Source organism: Pseudonocardia tropica (genome assembly GCF_040105315.1).
GTDB classification, from domain to species: Bacteria; Actinomycetota; Actinomycetes; order Mycobacteriales; family Pseudonocardiaceae; genus Pseudonocardia; species Pseudonocardia alni.
Genome location: NZ_JBEDNP010000032.1, coordinates 1 through 17783 on the forward strand (window position 1 = coordinate 1; position 17783 = coordinate 17783).

15 protein-coding genes and 1 pseudogene are annotated in these 17783 nt (G+C 69.8%); 5 read left to right on the plus strand and 11 right to left on the minus strand.

All coding sequences use genetic code 11. The features are described from left to right. Positions 1 to 167 precede the first annotated feature (167 nt). Positions 168 to 998, minus strand: coding sequence for an alpha/beta fold hydrolase (locus WHI96_RS26245; RefSeq protein ID WP_345643798.1), 831 nt, complete (start codon positions 996 to 998; stop codon positions 168 to 170). Between the two features lie 9 nt (positions 999 to 1007). Between WHI96_RS26245 and WHI96_RS26250 the strand changes: the two genes are divergently transcribed. Beyond that, positions 1008 to 1256, plus strand: a complete 249-nt coding sequence (locus WHI96_RS26250) for a hypothetical protein (protein ID WP_345643795.1) — start codon at positions 1008 to 1010, stop codon at positions 1254 to 1256. An 11-nt stretch (positions 1257 to 1267) separates the two neighbouring features. Here WHI96_RS26250 and asnB read toward each other — a convergent pair whose 3' ends face one another. From asnB to WHI96_RS26300, 10 genes are all read right to left on the minus strand, one after another. Next, positions 1268 to 3166, minus strand: coding sequence for an asparagine synthase (glutamine-hydrolyzing) (asnB, locus tag WHI96_RS26255; RefSeq protein ID WP_345643792.1), 1899 nt, complete (start codon positions 3164 to 3166; stop codon positions 1268 to 1270). A gap of 17 nt (positions 3167 to 3183) precedes the next feature. Beyond that, complete coding sequence (locus WHI96_RS26260; protein ID WP_345643789.1) at positions 3184 to 4152, minus strand: Rieske 2Fe-2S domain-containing protein; 969 nt, start codon at positions 4150 to 4152, stop codon at positions 3184 to 3186. After that, positions 4149 to 4961, minus strand: a complete 813-nt coding sequence (locus tag WHI96_RS26265) for a SagB/ThcOx family dehydrogenase (protein ID WP_345643786.1) — start codon at positions 4959 to 4961, stop codon at positions 4149 to 4151. The genes WHI96_RS26260 and WHI96_RS26265 overlap by 4 nt, the downstream gene beginning before the upstream one ends. A 25-nt stretch (positions 4962 to 4986) precedes the next feature. After that, positions 4987 to 6324 (minus strand): YcaO-like family protein, encoded by a 1338-nt coding sequence (locus WHI96_RS26270; protein ID WP_345643782.1) that lies wholly within the window; start codon positions 6322 to 6324, stop codon positions 4987 to 4989. Continuing rightward, positions 6321 to 7415, minus strand: coding sequence for a TOMM precursor leader peptide-binding protein (locus WHI96_RS26275; protein WP_345643780.1), 1095 nt, complete (start codon positions 7413 to 7415; stop codon positions 6321 to 6323). Before WHI96_RS26275 ends, WHI96_RS26270 begins: the two co-directional genes overlap by 4 nt. Beyond that, positions 7412 to 8845, minus strand: coding sequence for a B12-binding domain-containing radical SAM protein (locus WHI96_RS26280; protein WP_345643776.1), 1434 nt, complete (start codon positions 8843 to 8845; stop codon positions 7412 to 7414). Before WHI96_RS26280 ends, WHI96_RS26275 begins: the two co-directional genes overlap by 4 nt. A 39-nt stretch (positions 8846 to 8884) precedes the next feature. Then, positions 8885 to 9370 carry a hypothetical protein gene (locus WHI96_RS26285; protein ID WP_345643774.1) on the minus strand — a complete coding sequence of 162 codons (486 nt, stop codon included), beginning with the start codon at positions 9368 to 9370 and terminating at the stop codon, positions 8885 to 8887. A 79-nt stretch (positions 9371 to 9449) separates the two neighbouring features. Beyond that, complete coding sequence (locus WHI96_RS26290; RefSeq protein WP_345643771.1) at positions 9450 to 11813, minus strand: S8 family serine peptidase; 2364 nt, start codon at positions 11811 to 11813, stop codon at positions 9450 to 9452. Between the two features lie 73 nt (positions 11814 to 11886). Beyond that, on the minus strand, positions 11887 to 12111 hold the full coding sequence (locus tag WHI96_RS26295; RefSeq protein ID WP_345643768.1) for a hypothetical protein: 225 nt from the start codon (positions 12109 to 12111) through the stop codon (positions 11887 to 11889). A 175-nt stretch (positions 12112 to 12286) separates the two neighbouring features. Further along, on the minus strand, positions 12287 to 12787 hold the full coding sequence (locus WHI96_RS26300) for a hypothetical protein (protein ID WP_345643765.1): 501 nt from the start codon (positions 12785 to 12787) through the stop codon (positions 12287 to 12289). A 701-nt stretch (positions 12788 to 13488) separates the two neighbouring features. On the opposite strand from WHI96_RS26300, the pseudogene WHI96_RS28000 reads away from it, so the two are divergent. The 4 genes and pseudogenes from WHI96_RS28000 to WHI96_RS26315 form a co-directional block, all read left to right on the plus strand. Beyond that, positions 13489 to 13578, plus strand: a pseudogene (locus WHI96_RS28000) (methylenetetrahydrofolate reductase C-terminal domain-containing protein); the annotation flags it as partial. A 96-nt stretch (positions 13579 to 13674) separates the two neighbouring features. Further along, a complete protein-coding gene (locus tag WHI96_RS26305; protein ID WP_345643762.1) occupies positions 13675 to 14490 on the plus strand; it encodes a methylenetetrahydrofolate reductase in 816 nt (271 codons plus the stop codon). Positions 14491 to 14556: 66 nt separating this feature from the next. Beyond that, entirely contained in the window at positions 14557 to 14874 is a 318-nt protein-coding gene (locus WHI96_RS26310; protein ID WP_349302469.1) for a CU044_2847 family protein, read from the plus strand. Continuing rightward, positions 14864 to 17752, plus strand: a complete 2889-nt coding sequence (locus WHI96_RS26315) for a trypsin-like peptidase domain-containing protein (protein ID WP_349302470.1) — start codon at positions 14864 to 14866, stop codon at positions 17750 to 17752. The genes WHI96_RS26310 and WHI96_RS26315 overlap by 11 nt, the downstream gene beginning before the upstream one ends. Positions 17753 to 17783: the final 31 nt, after the last annotated feature.

Here is a 17783-nt window from a genome sequence, read left to right on the forward strand (position 1 = left end):
ACTCCTATCGGACCCGCGCCCGACGCGAGCTACTGGCGAAGCACAACCGCGCCAGCAACGACTGAACACCGACAGGGGTCAGTCCCAGTCCGTCGTTACGGGGTCACTCCAAACCCGCCGTTGACAGTCCGCTGCGTGATCGCGGCTGATCGGACATCGGGACCCGGTCATCGTGGGCCCTCCGCGGCGGCGCTGAGGTGCACTCCGATCAGCGCTGCCGCGGTGTCCGGATCCTCGAGTAAGCACAGGTGCCCGGTCCCGGGCACCTCGGCCCGGCGGCTGCGCCGGACCGCGGACCGGATCCGGGCGGCGGAGGCCACGAACGCCGGCATCTCGTGCTCGCCGAGCAACAGCAGGGTGTCGGCGGTGATCCGGCGCAGCAGAGCCTTGTCCTGGGTCTGTGCGGTGAGCCGGTGCATGCTGCCATCGCGCAGCTCGGTCCAGCGATGCCGGGCCACGGTGGACTGCAGTAGAGCCCACAACGAGGGGTCCCGGCTGGCGTGCCGGAACACGTTCGAGTCCCGGCGTAGCCATAGATCCCGCAGCTCCTTCCCCGGTCCAGACCGCCGGTGGCACCGGATGATCTCGCGGTAGCGCCGCTGGGTCACGGGGTCCTGGGGACCCCCTCCGAGTGCGGGCGCACCGAGTACGAGGGTGCGGACCGTGTCTGTCCAGCGGGCGGCGAGCTCGATCGCCACGATCGTGCCGAACGACAGCGCGACGACGTGCCGGGCACCCAGCCCGGACGCGATCCGGCCGAGCCTGTCGGCGAGCACGCCGAGGCCCTCCTCCCGACGCAGCGGCGCCGATTCGCCGTGTCCGGGCAGGTCAATCCCGACATGGGTGTACTCCGGCAGCCGGTCCCACAACGCAGCCCATATTCCGGAGTCGAGGGTGTAACCGTGGATCCACAGCACCGGCGGTCCGGCGCCGGCGCGGACTCGAGCGGCGACCTCGCCGTCGATCGATACGTACGCGTCCCCTGCAGGGCGTGCCATCCTGACCGAGTGTCCACCGGTTCGCGGCTCACTGCCGAAGGTGTCGTCCGCTCGTGCGGCCTGACCTGGTTCCAGTACGGGACGCATCTGCTCACCGACGACACGGGGACCGTCCGGTATGCGCTGTGCGGGGACGACCCGGCCGTGCTGGACGCTGTGACAGATCGGAAGGTCCGGGTGTCCGGTCAGCTGGTCCCCGGCTATCCGCTCGACGGGGGGCCTTTCCTGGTCAAGGTGGACGTCGTGACCGGCGCCTGAGTCCGGCGCGATCACAGCGCGAACTGTTCTTGCAGCAGGCACGCACTGGCAATGCTCACCAGCTGCGTCGATACCCCAGCTGCCGCGCCCGGGTTTCGGGCCAGCGCCGGGACCGCGTCGAGCAGCCCGAGCACGCTGCGCCGGTCGTAGAACGGCAGGGCGTCGAGTGCCCTGCCGCGCAGCACGTCGTGCAGCATCTCGTGCACCGGGTCGCCGGGTTGGAGTCCGGCCGGTGACCAGAACACCCGCTTGCGCCGGGTCCGCAGTTCCTCGGGCAGCACCGGGCGGGCAGCATCGCGTAGCAGGGACTTCTCCACCGGGCCGCCGATCAGGACCCGGGCCGGGATCGTCCGGACGAGCTCGACGAGCGGGTGGTCGAGGAACGGCAACCGGCCCTCGACCCCGTGCGCGAGTTCCATCCGATCACCGAGCTGACCGAGCAGGTAGTTCGGCAGCATCGACTTGTAGAGCAGGTAGAGCGACTGATGTAGCGTCTCGCGCCCGGCGAGCTGCCCGGCCACGTCGAGCTTGCCCACGAACTCGCCGTAGGCGTCGCGCCGGGCGAACGGCGCCAGGAACTCGTCTCGCATAACGCCCCGCTGGTAGACCGCGGACTGCGCGCTGGAGGAGATGATCGAGGGCACGAACCCGAGCAGCTCGGCCACACGCGCCGTCGGCAGCTCCGGCGCACCGGCCCGCGGCACGCCCAGCTCGCCGGCCGTCCGGTGCCACACTGCCTCGCGGGCCGGGCCGGCATGTCGGATCCCGTCGCGTTGCACGAAGGCGTAGCCGCCGAACACCTCGTCGGCCCCCTCCCCAGTGAGCACGACCCGGCAGCCCGCGGCCCGTGCCGCGCGGCTGAGCAGGAACTTCGCGACTGTGTTCTCGTTCGGCAGGATCGACTCGGCGTGCCACACCGCGTCGGCGAAGTGGTCGGCCAGCATCCGGCGGTCGACCGGTACCGGCTGGAATCGAGCGCCTGCGCTTGAGGCGGTCCGCTCTGCGACCGCGCATTCGCCGCCGGGGTCACCGTCGAGGCGGATGGTGAATGCCTCGACCGGGCCAGGAGAGTGCAACGCGGCCATCCCGAGCACGGCCGAGGAGTCCACTCCACCGCTGAGGTAGCAGCCGACCGGCACGTCGGCGCGCAGTCGCAACCGCACCGCCGTCTCGAGCGCCGTGCGGACTGCCTCGGCGGCGCCGTGGGTGTCCCACCCACCGGCGGTATCGCCGGTCCGCGGGTAGTCCACGTCCCAGTAGCAGACGGTTCTCGTAGTGCCGCCCTCGGCGAGCAGGTAGTGGCCCGGCGGAACCTGCCGCACGCCCCCGAACATCGTCCGGTCCTGGTCGACGAACACGTGACTGTGCTGGAAGAACGCCTCGCTGTCCCAGCGGGCCGGGACACCGGCCTCGAACAGCGCTTTCGCCTCCGAGGCCAGGTAGAGCACGCCTCCGACCGTGGCGTGCAGCAGCGGCTTGGCCCCGAACCGGTCACGAGCGGCGAACAGCCGACCGGCCCGGCCGTCCCAGAGGATGAACGCGAACTCGCCGCGCAGCTGGGAGAGACAGCCTGTGCCGTGCTCTTCGTAGAGGTGCAACAGGATCTCGCTGTCCGACCGGGTGCGCAGCAGGTGACCGCGAACGGCGAGCTCGTCACGGATCCGGTCGTGGTCGTAGAACTCGCCGTTCACGACGGCCACGAGGCGGCCGTCGGCGGAGCTCAGCGGTTGGTCCCCGGCCAACGGGTCGATCACCCGCAGCCGGGCATGGCCGAGACCGACCCGCCCGCTCTCGAGCATCTGTACGTGCTGGGCGTCCGGCCCGCGGTGGGCGATCCGGGCGAGGCCGCGCGCGAGCTGGTCCGGGAACAGTGCACCCCTCAAAGAGTGCATGGCCAGCAACCCACACACCGTGACACCTCGGCCGGTCAGGAGGTCCCGGCGCCGGCGGCCTCGCGCCGGAACGGGATCGATGGGGCGGGGCCGGCGTCCTGGAACGGCCGGCAGAAGTCGCGGAATGCCAGCACCGGGGCGTCCTGCGGGGTTGGGGAGAACGGGGTGGTCGGCGACAGGTGCTCCCAGACTGCCCGGTCCCTCTCCAGCCCGTCCCTGCTGTTGCGCAGGATCTCCCGGCACCACTCGCCGTCTGGCGTGGCGTCGGCGTGCGGCGGGGCAACCAGCGCCAGCCGAACGGTGCAGGTGCCGTCCGGCAGCGGGGTTGCCCCGGTGACGATGATGTAGGGCCGCGACCCGCCGAGCGCGGACACGACAAGCCACGGGCTGTACACGCGGGCCTCATAGCTGACCCGCACCGGGCCGTCGCCGGACCGGCCCGCTCCGGCGGCGCGTGGGAGAGCGAAGAACCCGGTTGCGACCAGCTCACCGTCCGGGCCGGTGGTGACGTCGAGGCCGGGCCGGGTGCCGATGCCGTGAACCTGCCGGAAGTGTGCGTCGTCCAGCGCGTTCTCGGTCACCCAGTGCGCGCCGGCCCGGACCGGCATCGTGAAGCCGGTGATGACGTAGTGCGTGTGGTCCAGTTCTGTCAGGTACGCCTCCAGCCCGTGCTCGTGGCCGGTACCAAACCTGGCGAACACCATGCCCCCGACGACGAGAGTGGGGTACTCGCGGACCCGGAACCGGCAGCTGCCCGGTTCGTCTCCGGTGTCCCCGAGCCCGATCCGATGGCCGTGGAACGGGCACACGATCCGGTCCCGTTCCAGCCGGCCGTGGGCCAGGTGGGCGCCGCGGTGCGGGCAATCGCCGTCGACGACCCGGACCTCGCCCGCGTGCCGGACAATCACCACGCGGATGTTGCCGGCGGTGCTCGGGGTCAGCGTGTCCCTGAGCTCGCTCTCGAACGCGAGCAGACACCAGCCGCGCACCGGTCTCGCGGTCACACCGGACCACCGGGACCCGGTGCGGCGCCGGCGTCGCGGCCGAGCGCGGTCAGGTAGATCGTCGAGTGCGCCAGACCGTCGATGCCGATCAATTCGTCGACCTCGCGGTCGAAGTATCCGCCGATCCCCACTGACGCCAGTCCGAGTGCGTTCGCGACCAGCGCCAAGTTCTGCGCGACGTGCCCGGCCTCCAGCAGCACGAACCGGTATCCGCGGTCGCCGTACTTGAAGACTGAGCGCTCGAACAGCGCCGTGACGAATACGACCATGGCGGCGTTGGCCAGGAGCTCGCCCTGCAGGACGCCCTCACAGATCTGCCGGGAACGGTCTCCGTAGCGGATCAGGTGCAGAAGATTCTCGGCCGGGTTGTAGTGATAGAGACCCGGTTCGATCCCCTCCACCCGGGTGCTGTGGAAGTAGATCTCCAGCGGGTACAGGGCTCCGCCGGACGGGACCGACCGGAACGGGCGCGGGTACCCCGTGCCGACGTTGGTCCGGGTGACACCGTAGGCATGGTGCAGCAGGGTCGCGACGGCGGGCAACGTCAGCGGGCAGGCCCGTAGCGACCGGGCTGACACCCTGTCGGCGAGCGTGTCGCCGAGTGGTCGCTCCAGCGGCAGGTGCTCGTCCGGCAGCGGAATCGTCGGGTAGTGGGTGTAAGGCAGTGACTCGGCCAACTCGGCCATGCGCGCGAGCACGAGCTCGGTCGGACGGACGTCGGAGAACCGGCCGGTCTTAGAGTTCTCGTGGAACAGCTCCCACGCCTCATCGGTCGCCGGCGGGTCGCAGATGCTTTCCCAGGTCGTCACCTCGACCCCCTTCTGTGTCGGATTCTCACGGGTACGGGTGGGGCAAAGGGTTGTCGCCGATCTCCCGGCTGAGGCCGCGATGGCCGAGCCGCTGCGGTACCTCCCACAGCCGGCGCCCGCCCCTGGCTCGACCGGTGTGACCCATGTACAGCGGATGACTGCCCGGCACGATCGCCCGAACGACGGTGAGGCCGAGGTCGCGCACGTCTGAGGTGGTCACGTCGGCGATCAGGACCTGGTGCCCGGCCCGGCTGATGCGGTCGACCAGTGCAGCGACGTCGTGGTCCGGGGCGCCGGTGGCGATGCTCGGGAGGTCGTCGAAGGCCACCCGCTCCGGTGAGGCGACCGCGAACTGCGCTAGCTCGGCGTTGGCGTGGTCGGCCCAGAAGTTCAGGTGTGACACCTGGTCCACGACGTTGGTGTAGCCGGGCAGCCTCGCCAGCCTCGGTAGCCCGTCCTTGATCTGTTGGCTGTAGCGGCGGGTGTGTGCCAGCTCCTCGAGGCTCTTACGGACCGCGAGCTCCGGGTCCGGTTCGGCCGCGGCGGCGACCACCAGCGCGGGCGCTCCCGGCGCCGCGCTGTGTAGGAGGGCGAGCACCGTCGGGACGGCGAAGTCGGTCGTGATATCGAGCAGCGTCACCGTGCTGCCGGTCCGTTCGAACCGGTGCACCGCGTCGTAGTTGGCGTCGGAGAGAGTCTCGACGAGGATCTGGCGGGCGGCGAGCCGGGCCTGCCAGGTGATTGTGAACGCGTCCCGTTCGACGGTCTCGCAGATCGCCGATCGGGCGGCCTCGGCGGGGCTGCTATGACATGCCAATCCGGTAGAGATGGGCTGAACGATCGCCCGGTCGCCGCTGTCGAGATAGTAGGTGTAAGGGACGTAGACCATCGCCGCGGGCACGTGCCGGATCCCACCGGTCGCCAGGTCAGTCGCCGGGACCCAGCGCACCGGAGTGTCGGTCCGAAACCGGGCCCAGGGGAACCCCGGGTCGTCGTACTCGGCATCGGTGTGCAGGGCGAACTCGGCGGGATCGACACAGTCGAACGGGGCGTCCTCAGCCGTGGCCAACGGCAGCCGTTCGACGTCGAAGATCGCTGAGCAGTACCGCTCGACTGCCTCGCCGATGGCCTTGGCCACGGCATCCTCGCGCACCATCGCCGCCCCACCGGCGTTGGCAAAGTTGGGCAACGCCGAGAAGGTCGCGGTGTTCGCCGCGCGGGCCACGAAATGGAAGAAGTCCGGCGCGCCCGCTGCGCGCGGCGACTCTTCCACCGCGCCGACGACGCCGACCCGGTCATCCACCAGGTACTCGGTGAGATCGGCGAGCCGGGCCCGGCGCACCGCGGTCGGGGTGGCGCTCACGCGTAGACCTCGTGCCCTGGTAGGAACGACTGCCGGGTCAGTGAGATCCCCGAGCGACGGCCTCGATTGCCGCATACCGCGCAGCGCGGGATACGCAGCACTCGCCGCGACGCCATGGTTGTCGCCAACAGATTCACCTCGACCAGGGACCCGACCAGGCGCGGACCCGGCCATCCACCGTAGAACTTGACCATCTCCAGCGCCGCGATGTCACCGAGGATCGAGGCCATCGCCGGATGGAAGCCGGTCGCGGCCTGTCCCTCGAAGGCGTGCTCCTCGGTGGCTCGGTGCAATGGCGGGTCAGCCAGGTGCGAGTTCTGCCGAGCGCGCAGGCACTCATAGCAGGCGGTCTCGCCGGGCACGACGAACGGGCCGACGTAGCCGATCAGGTCACGTAACGCGACCGGCAGGAAGTGCCAGTTGTGGGCGACGGCCTGCTCGTTCCACCAGCGCAGCATGCGCAGTCCACCGAAGTCGGTCGTGGCGATCAGGGTGACCGGACGGTCGGGGTCGTCGTCGGGCCGCCATCGGTCGTAGGGCACCGGGGTGATGCCGGCGGTCCACCGCGTCGTGTCGAGTGCGCCGCGGTCGTCGAACATCCGCAGGTTGGCCAGCAGGGGGTAGTCCACGACCTCGACGCCGGGCACGCTGCCGTCGATGAGCGCCGTTGCAATCCGGTGCGAGACGGCGTTCACGCCCATGATCGTGATCCGCCGTGCGACCAGCCGGTCGGCGAGCGAGTCCACGGTCTCGCCGAAGTGCCAGACGAACAGGTCGTTCTCGGTCTCCGGGCTGTCAGTGGCCGCGCCGGGCGCCTCCTCCGGCGGGACCAGGATCCGCCGGCGCTCCAGCTCCCCGATCAGCCGATCCACAGCGGCGCGGTCCGGTCCCGCGAACGGCGCGCAGAGCTCAGTCCTGGTGGCCCCACCGACGGCGGTGACCAGGAGCAGCTGCAGCACCTGCGCCGCCCGCGCCCCGGAAACCCGGAACTCGACGCGGCCGCGCTTGACCAGCACCCCGTCGTCGACGTCGACGAGCTGGACCCGGAGGGCCTGCAGCCGCGGTTCGACGGTGTCGATGTCGAGTTTCATGAATTCTGCCTCTCGGCTGGGTGGGGGGCTGCTTCGGGCGGCGCGAGGACGGTGGCCGGCGCCGACCGCCGCCGCAGCAGCGCGGTCATCGCACCGATGTCGCCCTCGCACGTGGGGTTGTCGACGACGACGTTGTGGTCGCGGTGTCGGGTGTAGGCGCCGTTGAAGACCTGGAACAGGTTTACGTACTCGCGGATGAACTCCTCGCGCGGCAGCGCGGTCGCGGTGACGGCGTGCTGGCAGTCGAACAGCTCCCAGTTCGGCCGACCGTTGGACTGGCGTTCGGTCACCGCATCGAAGGTCTCCAGCATCGCGGTACCGGGGATGGGGGTGAGAACGGTGAACGAGGGATAGCTGATGCGGTGGTGCTCGATGAAGCGCACCAGTTGCCGGAAGTCGCGACGGCTGAATGTGGGGCTGACGACGAACTGCGCGAAGATCTCGATCCCGAGCTCGCGGGCCAGTCGTAGGCCGGCTTCGACCTGGCTGACGGTGACCCGTTTGTTGTACTCCTGCAGCATGTCGCCGGTGGTGGCGTCGATCCCGACGAACAGGCGCTCCAGGCCGACCTCCTTCCACGCCGCCACGGCGTCGCGCTGGCGGAGGAGTGTGTCGATGCGGCAGTAGGCGAACAGGCGTTTGCGGACCCCCGCCGCGTGCAGAGCCCTGGCCAGTGCGGTCATCCGGCGGCCGTCAATGAAGGCCTCGTCGTCGACGAGGAACACGAACTCCTCGTCGATTCCGGCGATCTCGGCGACGACGCCGTCTATCTCGCGGCGGTGATAGCGCCCGTCCATGATCTTCCACAGCGAGCAGAACGTGCAGCGGTACGGGCACCCGACGGTTGTGCGTACCAGCGCGACCGGCTTCATCCAGTCGATGAAGTAGGCGTGCCGGTCGCCGGCGGTGACCGACCTGTCCGGCTGCGGCAGGTCGTCGATCCGGAACGGCCCGGGCTCGCCGCCCCACACGAAGCCGGTCTGCCCCCGGGACCAGACGCCGGCGACCGCACGTTCGGGGTTCCCCGCGCTCAGGGCAGCGAGCAGCGCCCGTGCCGGCGCAACACCCTCGCCGACGACGACGTGGTCGCACTGCGGTTCGAGGAAGTCCTCGGGCAGCAGGGTGGCGTGGTGCCCGCCGACTACCGTCCGGCAATTCGGCCTGCGGGCCTTCACCTGTGCGCAGACTTTCAGGGCGGCCAGTACGTGCATCGAGTACGCGGTCACCCCGACCACGTGCGGGGCGAACTCGTCGAGCGTGCGATCCAGCGATCCCGGGTGCAGACGCAGGTCCAACACTTGCACGGCATGGCCGTCGAGGCCTAGTCCGGCAGCCAGGTACTCGAGTGCGAGTGGTTCGGCGACGGCGCCAAGATCACCCCAGCCGAGCACCTCGTTGCGAGAACACGGCCACACCAGCAGGACACGCATCGGTTGCCCCCGGCTCTCGCTCCCCATCCCGATGCCTCGTCACGCCAGCGCGCGGGCTGGTGGTGTCACCGCGGCAGCGCAACAACACGGCGTGCACGAGCAACAGGAGATGTTGTCCAGGAAGCTCAGCCCGAGCTCAGAGCCCAGTTGTTTGCCGAAGATGTCCCGGATGAGCTGGATGTCCTCGACATCAAGGCCGAGCTCCTCGGGTGACTTCTTGACCGTGTCGCCCCAGCCGGCCAGCGACATCAGATCGCCGCGGGTCAGCCGGCGCGCGGCCGAAGACAGCCGCTGGAAGTCGACGTCGGCGATCAGGCCGCTGATCGGGGTGTCCAGGGTGACCGGTGCCTCGGCCGTTGCCAGGTTCGGGTTGAACCGCTTCTCCAGCACCTCGTGCAGCGCGCCGACCAGCAACGCCGGGTTCTTGAGCAGGGCGTCGCGCAGAGCCGCGGTCGTGATCCGGACCGGTTCGGGTACCTGGGTGACCGGGTCGGTGCTCAGAATCTCGAACGTCGAGTTCTCCATCGGTCTTCTCCTTGATGTCGGGTTCACACAAGTCGATCGCAACGCCCGCGCGCGGACGCACCGCCGCGTGCGGCCGGCCTCAACCGCCGAGCTTGGAACGGATGCAGGTCAACGCCTGGTACCCGGTGGCGAGGGCACCCGGATAGTCATGCGCACCGAACAGGCGGACCGTTCGGTCGATCAGCGGGACGCAGTCGCGGACACCGCTGTACTGGTGGGCATAGCGCCGCAGCTGCTGGATCAGGTCCTCGACCGGGTCCTGCAGGAACGTGTCGAGGAACTGCAACTCGGCGCTGTGCTCGGCGGTCGGCGTCGCCATGTCCTGCACGGAGACCGGGGCGGTGGCGAGGCCGGCCGCGGCGAGTGCCCGGTCCAGCTTGTCGAGCCGAACGTCTCGTCGAGGGCGGTTCGGACCGGTGCCGGACGGGATGGCGATCCCGTGGTCGCGCATCGTGTCGTCGAGCTGCTGCAGCTCCGGCGACGAGGGCCGACCACCGTGCCCGGCCAGCGTCGGCTCGCCCCGGCTGGCGAGCTGATCCTCCAGTTGGGCCAGGTCGTCCAGCTCGGCCTGCAGCGACCGCAGGTCGACCGTCCCGGTCCGGCCGGGTGTGATGCCCTTGAACATCGGGAACTCGTCGCTCAGGTCGGGGCGGGTCTCCCGGCCGGTCGCCGTCGCCGTCGCCTCGGCTGGCGAGGTCCGGACTTCGTTCGTGCTCCGCGTGGCCAGCGCCCGGTCCACGGTCGGGAGTCCGGAGCCCTGGCGGAGGTCGTCGGAAGCGGGGAAGGGCAGTCTGCGGGCGCCGCTGGTGATGATCTGGAACAAGCGGTCCACGCGGGCGCCGTCGCGGGGGGCGTCGCGCAGGTCTCGGTGGTGCCCGACGAGCAGGGCCGCCAGACCGGCCACGTGCGGGGCCGCCATCGAGGTGCCGTCCATCGCGGAGTATCCGGTCGGGGCGAAGGTCGAGAGGACCGCGACGCCGGGCGCGGCCACGTCGACCTCGGGTCCGAAGCACGTGAACTTGGCGGGGAAGAACGCGTCCCGGCCTGGAGCGGGACCGCTGACCTGCGTGCCGTGGTAGCTGTCGTCCGGAAAGGTACCTTGTCGGCCGACCGCGGCTACTGTGAGCACCTCGGCGAACGCCCCCGGATACTGCACCGGTCCGGCCGAGTTGCCGGCGGCCACGATGCAGGCCACCCCGGCTGCGCGTGCTTGGCGCAGCTTGCCCTGCAGTAACTCGATCTGCGGCGGGTCCAGCGCCGGCACGCCGAGGCTCATGTTGACGACGTCGACCTCCGCCTCGATACAGAAGTTCAACGCCTCGACCAGGTGGCTGACCTGCGCCCCGGGGAAGATCTTGACGGCGATCAGCTCGGCGTCCGGGGCGAACCCACGGACGCCGGAGCCGGTGTCCCTGGCGCAGATCACGCCCGCGCAGTGGGTGCCGTGGCCGACGCCATCGGTGCCCCAGGCGTTGCCGGTGACCAGGTCGCGGCCGTCGTCGACGCTGAGGTTCGGGTGGTCGGCCTGCACCCCGGAGTCGACGACCGCGACCCGGACCCCGGCGCCGGTCAGGTCGCCGTCGAGCCGGTCGAGCCCCATGGCGGTCTGGCCCCATCCCCAGACCTGTTCGTCCGGGAAGCCGGGGTACTGCACCCCCAGCGGATGGAGCTCGACCACGTTGTCCCGGCCCTCGACGAGCGACGGGCGCGGCAGCCAGAGGCTCCAGTAGTCCCCGCGCGGCTTGACGTAGAGCGCCTTGATGGTGTCCAGCCGCTCGCCGTAGATCGTGAACTCGACTCGCCCGTCCTCGTCGGCGACGCCCTGGGCCGGGAATACGCTGCCCATCAGGTAGGCGTTGGCCCCGGCCAGCGCCTGCCCGTCCGCGCGCACGACCACCGACACGTGGACGGCGTCCTCCAGAGGCATGATCGGCAGCAGGCCGGGGTCCGGCGCCAGTGTCGCCGGGGCCATCTCGACCGGAACATCCTCTGCGACGATCGCCGTGCTGAAGTTCCGTCGCAGGTTGTGGGCCTGCTGGTCGTCCATCTCGGCAACGAAGATCAAGTCCTGTGCGGGAGGGCCCGCACCGGCGACGGCGAGGCTCTGCGGGCCCTCCAGGGTCGCGAGGACCGTGCCCGCCCCAGCCTCGAGGGCGGCAAGGATGTTCGCGTTCACGCCCGCCGCTTGCGGGTCGAAATCCGCCGGACCGATCCGGTTCACCGCGCCGCGGGCGGCGATCAGGTACTGCCGGGGCTTCCCGGTGACGGAGTGCTCGCCGTCGGGATCGGGTTCGCCGTCGGCGGGTCCGGTGTCGGCGGCCGGCTGCAGGCCGTCCGCCTCGGTGGGCTCCGGTGCGTCCACGGCCGGTCCGGTGTCGGAGTACTCCGGCTCGTCGCGACGCCGGGTCGACCGGGTGGATCGGCGGGGTTTCGGATCGGGCATGGCGGACGTCCCTTCCACCGGCCGCCTCCGGACGGCCGGGAGAGTCGGTCCCGGGGTCATCCCCGGGAGACGATCAGAGGTCGATCGGGGTGTCGCTGACGACCGTCGCCCGCCCACCGAGTTCGTGGACGAGATCGGCGATCTCCGGCTCGGTCAGCGTCGCGGCGATCGCCTCCGGCGCTGCCGCGCGGCCGATCGGCCGGACCTTCCTCGCGCGGTCGCCGCGCAGCCGCTCCAGCAGCGCGGCCAAGTCGACCGGGTCGGCGCCGGCGGGGAGGGTGCCGACCGGGATGATCAACACATCCCGGGCCGGCCGGGGCGCGACCGGGTGCTCCTCGCCAGGTCGTCGGCGGTTACGCGGGTCCGCGCGGGCGGCGTCCGACCGGGCGCCGACCGTCGGAGTACCTCGCGACGACTCCCGCCGCGCCCGCGGTGGCCCGGGTCGGTTTCGCGGGTCATCGGGCATCGCCGCGTCAGATCTTCGAACTGATGCAGTTGTAGGCCTGATAGCCGGTCGCCAGCGCGGCGGCGTACTGCCCGGCACCGAACTGCTCGACGCACCGTGTGACCAATGGGACGCACTCGATCAGCCCGCCGTAGCGGTTGACGTACTCGTGCAGCTTCTTGATCAGGTCCTCGACCTGTGTGCGCAGGAACGTATCTAGGAACTGGGCCTCGATCTGGGCATCCGGGCCGTCCGAGAACAGGCCAAGGCCCTTACCGATCTCGTAGGCCTTCTTGCCGGTCTCCACGGCCTTCTTGCCCCAGTCCCAGGCGTCGTCCCAGAAGCCTTGCACGGACAGCCCCTCGCCGGTGTCGAGGCCGGCCATGGCCATCGTCCGGTCGAGTGCAGCCAGCCGGGGGTCCTTTCCTCCTCCAGGGCTGTCGGCGTTCTGGGCCTCAAACCCGCTCAACGGCCGCATCTTGGCGAACGCGGGAAACGCTGCTTCGAGCGTGTTGATGTTGTTCGTCATTACTGCCTCCAGGCGATGACACGGTCGACTGCTCAGTGGCGGCGTAGCGTATGAGTGTCCCGACCGTCCTGTGTCTCATCCGACGTCTGCCATGCGTCTCGCGGCGCCACCACGAATCCACTGACAGCCCAATCGCCATTACCGGGGCGTTCCGTAGGCGGTTCCGGGAACTCGCGCCGGAGCAGCGACGAACGAGGGGCAGTTTTGAGGTGTCGGAGCACGCTGTCGGCGAGAGTCGCGACGACCGATCCGTGGCGGAGGCTTTGCTCGCTCACGCGAACGATCTGCTTCTCGGTGGCAGACCATCCGCGGCGGCGCGACCGCGCGTGGACGGGGCCATCGAGTCCATTGCCTCGCCGGCCGTGTGTTCGAGGAGGTGAGGTGCACGAAGTTCTTCGCCACGTAGTCCCGAATCGTCGGGGACCTCGACGAGTCGTCAGGACAGTGCGAACGGTCGCACTTCCTGTCCGGTGGCACGGGTGTAGACGCAGTGTTGGCCTACGCTGGACTCGGTGAGATCGCGTTCGTTCGGTCCGATCCCGGCGCCCGGCCGACTTCTTCGGGGCTGCGCTGGCAGAGAGCTACGTCGACGGGTTCGGTCGGTGATGCTGGGTATACGTCCGGCCGCGCGAGGGGAATATTGCCTCGGGGCAGGTGTCCGGTGCGCGTAACGGTCAGGCCGGGCGTGCGAGTCACCCGTCGTGGACGACTGTCCGAAATCTATGAGTTACGGCCCGTGTGGAGGAGTTCTGCCCGACGGGTCGTGCGAGGTCGGTTCGTTCCGTTGTCCCTGGACTCGGCTGGCCACGGTGGCCTGGCGCGGACCTCGTCCTCCCCAGTCGTCCGCGCACGCCTTGTCGTCTCTCATGGTGCGACGGCCGATCGTCGTGGCCGACCTGAGCACGGTGCCCTGCAGCCGCGATGACACGCTCCGATGCGTCGAGGCCCTTGCCCCGGGTGTCGATGCGGTACTCACCGGTGACAGGCCGGGAGCGCGAGTTCAGTTTCCCCCGTCGTTCCAGGTCTCGTTGGTGCAGTCGGCAGGGGTGCCGGCATGGGCCGGAATGAACTGTCGTGATCGAAACCGGGTGGCACTGGAAGGTGAGCTGGCCGCGCTCGCCGCTGTCGGGGTCGGCGGTGTCCACTGCGTCACGGGTGACCATCCGGCCGTCGGGCATCGCGTGGACGCGCAGCCGGTCTTCGATCTCGACTCGACCGAGCTCGCCGCGCTCGCCCGGTCGGCGGGGCTGCTCGTATCGGTCAGCGAGACCCCCCTCGGTCCGCCGACGTCGGCCCGTCCGTCCCGTCTGGTCGAGAAGGCCCACGCGGGCGCGCAGGTCTGCTTCGTCAACCACGCCGGAGGTGCGGAGCCTGTGGAGCGGTTCGTGTCGGAGGTGTCGGCGGTCCTCGGCTCCGACATGTCGTTCATCGCGTGCGTGCCGCTCCTGCTCGACCGCGAGTCAGCTGAGCTGCTGGCCGGGTTCCCGGGTCTCGCGCTGCCACCTCTGTACGCCGAGGGCGTCCTGGGGTCCCGGGATCCGCGGCGGGCCGGAATCGATGCGGCGATCCGCCTGGCCACGGAGCTCTTGGAAATCCCGGGCGTTCGCGGAATCGACATCTCGTCCTCGCCGCTCGCTGGCCGTGAACTTCCGACGGCGACGTCGATCGCCGAGGTGGGACGAGCTCTGGGCGCAGTCGGATGACGTGGGACGGACTGGTCGCGTCGCCGTCGTGCAAGACCAATGGGAGGTCGGATGTCAGGGGCACTGGTGCGGTACGAGCTGCCCGACGGCGGGACCGTCGTCGTCGTCGTCCAGCAGGAGGCGGCCGACGCGGACAACCTTCGCCTGGCCGCACGCTCGGACGCGGTGATCGAGGCGCAGACCGACTTCGAGTCGGCGACGGCCGTGGTGACGCCGATCGCCGAGTCGTTGATCGGACGGATGCGCGGGATGAGCCGCAAGCCCGACACCGTGGAGGTCGAGTTCGGTCTGTCGCTGAGCATGAAGATGGGCGCCGTCATCGCGTCCAGCAGCATGCAGGCCAACTTCAAGATCAAGATTGTCTGGAACGGCCATGACGAGTGAGCACACCCAGGTGTCATCGGCTCCCGTCCGGCTCGCGTTCGAGTGCGGTGTGGTGGCGATCCTGGACGGGGATGTTCCCGTCGGTACCGGGATGTTGGTCGACTCGCACCACGTCGTGACCTGTGCCCATGTCTGGCGTGAAGCCGCCGGGCGGCAGGACGCGCGTCCGGTGACGGTCCGTTTCCCGTTCGCGGAGCAGGTGGTCCGACCGGTCACGCTCGTGATCGAACGGACAGAGGGATCCCGCTACGGCGACATCGCTGTTCTGCGCGTCGAGGGAGGGGCCCCGCCCGGTTCCTCTGCGGTCCGGCTGGTCGTCCCCGGCGACGTCTCCGGGCACCGCTTCGAGGTGTGGGGCTTCCCGCGAGCACGTGCCGGGGAGCAGTTCGCGGACGGACGGCTGTCCCGCCGTCGCGGTGACGACCTGGTGCAGATGGAAGGCGACCGCAGCACCGGCCTGTCCATCGGCCCCGGCTACAGCGGAGCACCGGTGTGGGACGCACAGCTCCGTGCCGTTGTCGGGATCGTCGCCAGCGTCGATCCCGACAAGGACGCCAAGACCGGATACCTCATCCCGCTCGATGTGATCCTCCGGGTGTGGCCGACCCTGAGGGTTGATGCTCCCGCGTCGGTCCCCGCCTTGTGGGAGGCACCGCCGCGAATCGTCGGGCTGCGTCCGTCGGGGTCCCTCGAGCACTGGCACGACCGCGACGAGCTGCGCGAACGACTCGCCGACCTGATCACCGGTCCGCACCGGGTGGTGGGAGTGATCGGTCGTCGTGGTGTCGGTAAGAGTGGTGTCGTCACGAAGGTGGCCACCGACCTGGTCGAGTCCCGGGAGCCCGGCACTCCATCCCTGGACTGCGTCGTCTACCTCAGCACCCGCACCGGCGCCGCCGACCTCAGCCTGGACCGCATCGTCCACGAGACCAGCAGCTTGCTCCCGGACATCGCGAGGTCACAGCTCGCCCGTCGCTTCTCCGCAACGCGGGCGGCCGCCCTCCCAGCTCTGTTCGAGGCGTTGGCCGACCGCGCGGTTCTCATCGTTCTCGACAATCTCGACGATCTGCAGGAACCGCAGTCCGGCGCGATCCTCGGCGTGGACATCCCGGTGTTCCTCCGGGCCGTGGCCGACGCTCCCTCCGCGCCGACCGTGATAACGACGTCCCAGCGGGCGTTGCGTCTCGACGTCGAGAACGACGTGGCGATCGTGCACCTGGAATTGCACGAAGGGTTGGACCCGGATCATGCGGCGTCGCTGCTGCGGCAGATGGACGTCGACGGCCGGGCAGGGACAGGGAAGCTGGACGACGACGCGCTGCGCGCCCTGAGCCGGCGTGTCGGAGGTGTACCCCGCGGACTGCAGTTGGTGATCGCACACTTGCGCGACCATCCGATGTCGGGGCGTCGTCGGCTACTTCGCGCCGAGTCCGCGCCCGACGAACTCTTGCGGCAGCTCGTCTCGGACGCCTTCGACGGTCTCGTCGGGGCGACCCGGAAGGCGGTCGAGGCAGTCGCTGTGGCCGGTGTGCCGATGAGTGTCGACGCGCTGGTGGCGGTGAACGAATGCCCTTCGGACGAGGTCGAGGATGCCCTCGACGAGCTGGTTGCCCGGCGTGAGCTGATCTGCGGGGACGACGGACTGCTCCGTCTCCACCCGCTCGACACGGACTACGTGCTGTCGCGGCTGACCTCCAAGCGGCGCATCGATCTGGACCTGCGCCTTGCCGACTGGTACGCGGAGTCGGTTTCCGACCGAGCCGGCTGGAGGCAGCTCTCCGATGCCGATCCGGTGAAGAACGAGTACCGGCACCGATTCCGGGGTGGTGAGCGGGAGGAGGCGTTGGAGGCACTCGCCGAGGTCGCGGACTTCATCGTCCGGCACGGCGACGCCGAGTTCGTTCGGGTGGCGGTTCAGCGCGCCGAGCACGACGGCGTGTCCGACTCCGCTGCGGCCGACGTCTGTCGAGGCTTCACCGAGCTGTTCGCAGGGGACCTCGCGACGGCAGCAGCCTACTTCCGGCGCCGGTCCGAGCGCGGTGGACCTCGCGGCCCGTCGGGTCAATGGGAGATGTGGTCAGGGATCGCTCTGCGGCACATGCACCGGCCGGCCGAGGCCGTCGACGTGCTGTCTCCCTTGGTGGCCGACCTGACCGTGCCGCGCCTGATCCGCTTCCGCGCGGCATTCGAACTCGGCCTCGCCCATTGCTACAACGCGAATACCGAGGCCGCCGCGGACGTCGTGTTGCTCCTCGTCGAACTGCGCGAGCCGGGCGACTCCGCGGTGGTCCATGCCTGGCAGCACAATATGTCGGCCCTGTATGCGCTCGTGACCGGTGATCCGGCGGCCGCCGCAGCGGAAGCGGAGGTGAGCGCCGCTCACTACGTCGGGACCGCCGAGGCGGACAACGGGAACTACATGCACAACTTGCGTGGTGTCGCGCTGCTCGAACTAGGCAAGTGGGATCAGGCGTTCGAGTCACTCTCGCTTGCGGCGGATGCTTCGGCCGCGGTGGGCCAAGACCGTCCGGAAGGTCTGGCAAGAGCGAACTTGGCGTGGGCGAACCTCTACCTCGGCCGGTGGCGGGCCGCTAAGGCGTCGGCAGCCTTGGCCGTCAGCAAGCTTGAGGCGTGCGGGGAACTCGGCTCCCGGGCACTCGTTCATATCGGACGTACCGTAGGGTCCGACGCCGCCGAAACGGGCAGGATCCTCACCAGTTTGGTCGAGGAGCTTCGGCCCAATCCAGACATTCACCGCCCATCTCAGAAGGGGATCGCCGCAATTGAACCGCCCCGGCGTGTCGGGAGACTTGATCTTCTGAGGAGATGGAGTCATGACACGTCGTTCCCAGCCGCCGTATCCGCCGGAGTTGCGTGAGCGGGCGGTGCGCATGGTCGCCGAGGTCGAG

Coding starts and splice junctions, on each gene's coding strand:
- WHI96_RS26245 (WP_345643798.1), bottom strand. CDS start 998: ATGGCACGCCCTGCAGGGGACGCGTACGTATCGATCGACGGCGAGGTC.
- WHI96_RS26275 (WP_345643780.1), bottom strand. CDS start 7,415: ATGAAACTCGACATCGACACCGTCGAACCGCGGCTGCAGGCCCTCCGG.
- WHI96_RS26280 (WP_345643776.1), bottom strand. CDS start 8,845: ATGCGTGTCCTGCTGGTGTGGCCGTGTTCTCGCAACGAGGTGCTCGGC.
- WHI96_RS26285 (WP_345643774.1), bottom strand. CDS start 9,370: ATGGAGAACTCGACGTTCGAGATTCTGAGCACCGACCCGGTCACCCAG.
- WHI96_RS26290 (WP_345643771.1), bottom strand. CDS start 11,813: ATGCCCGATCCGAAACCCCGCCGATCCACCCGGTCGACCCGGCGTCGC.
- WHI96_RS26300 (WP_345643765.1), bottom strand. CDS start 12,787: ATGACGAACAACATCAACACGCTCGAAGCAGCGTTTCCCGCGTTCGCC.
- WHI96_RS26315 (WP_349302470.1), top strand. CDS start 14,864: ATGACGAGTGAGCACACCCAGGTGTCATCGGCTCCCGTCCGGCTCGCG.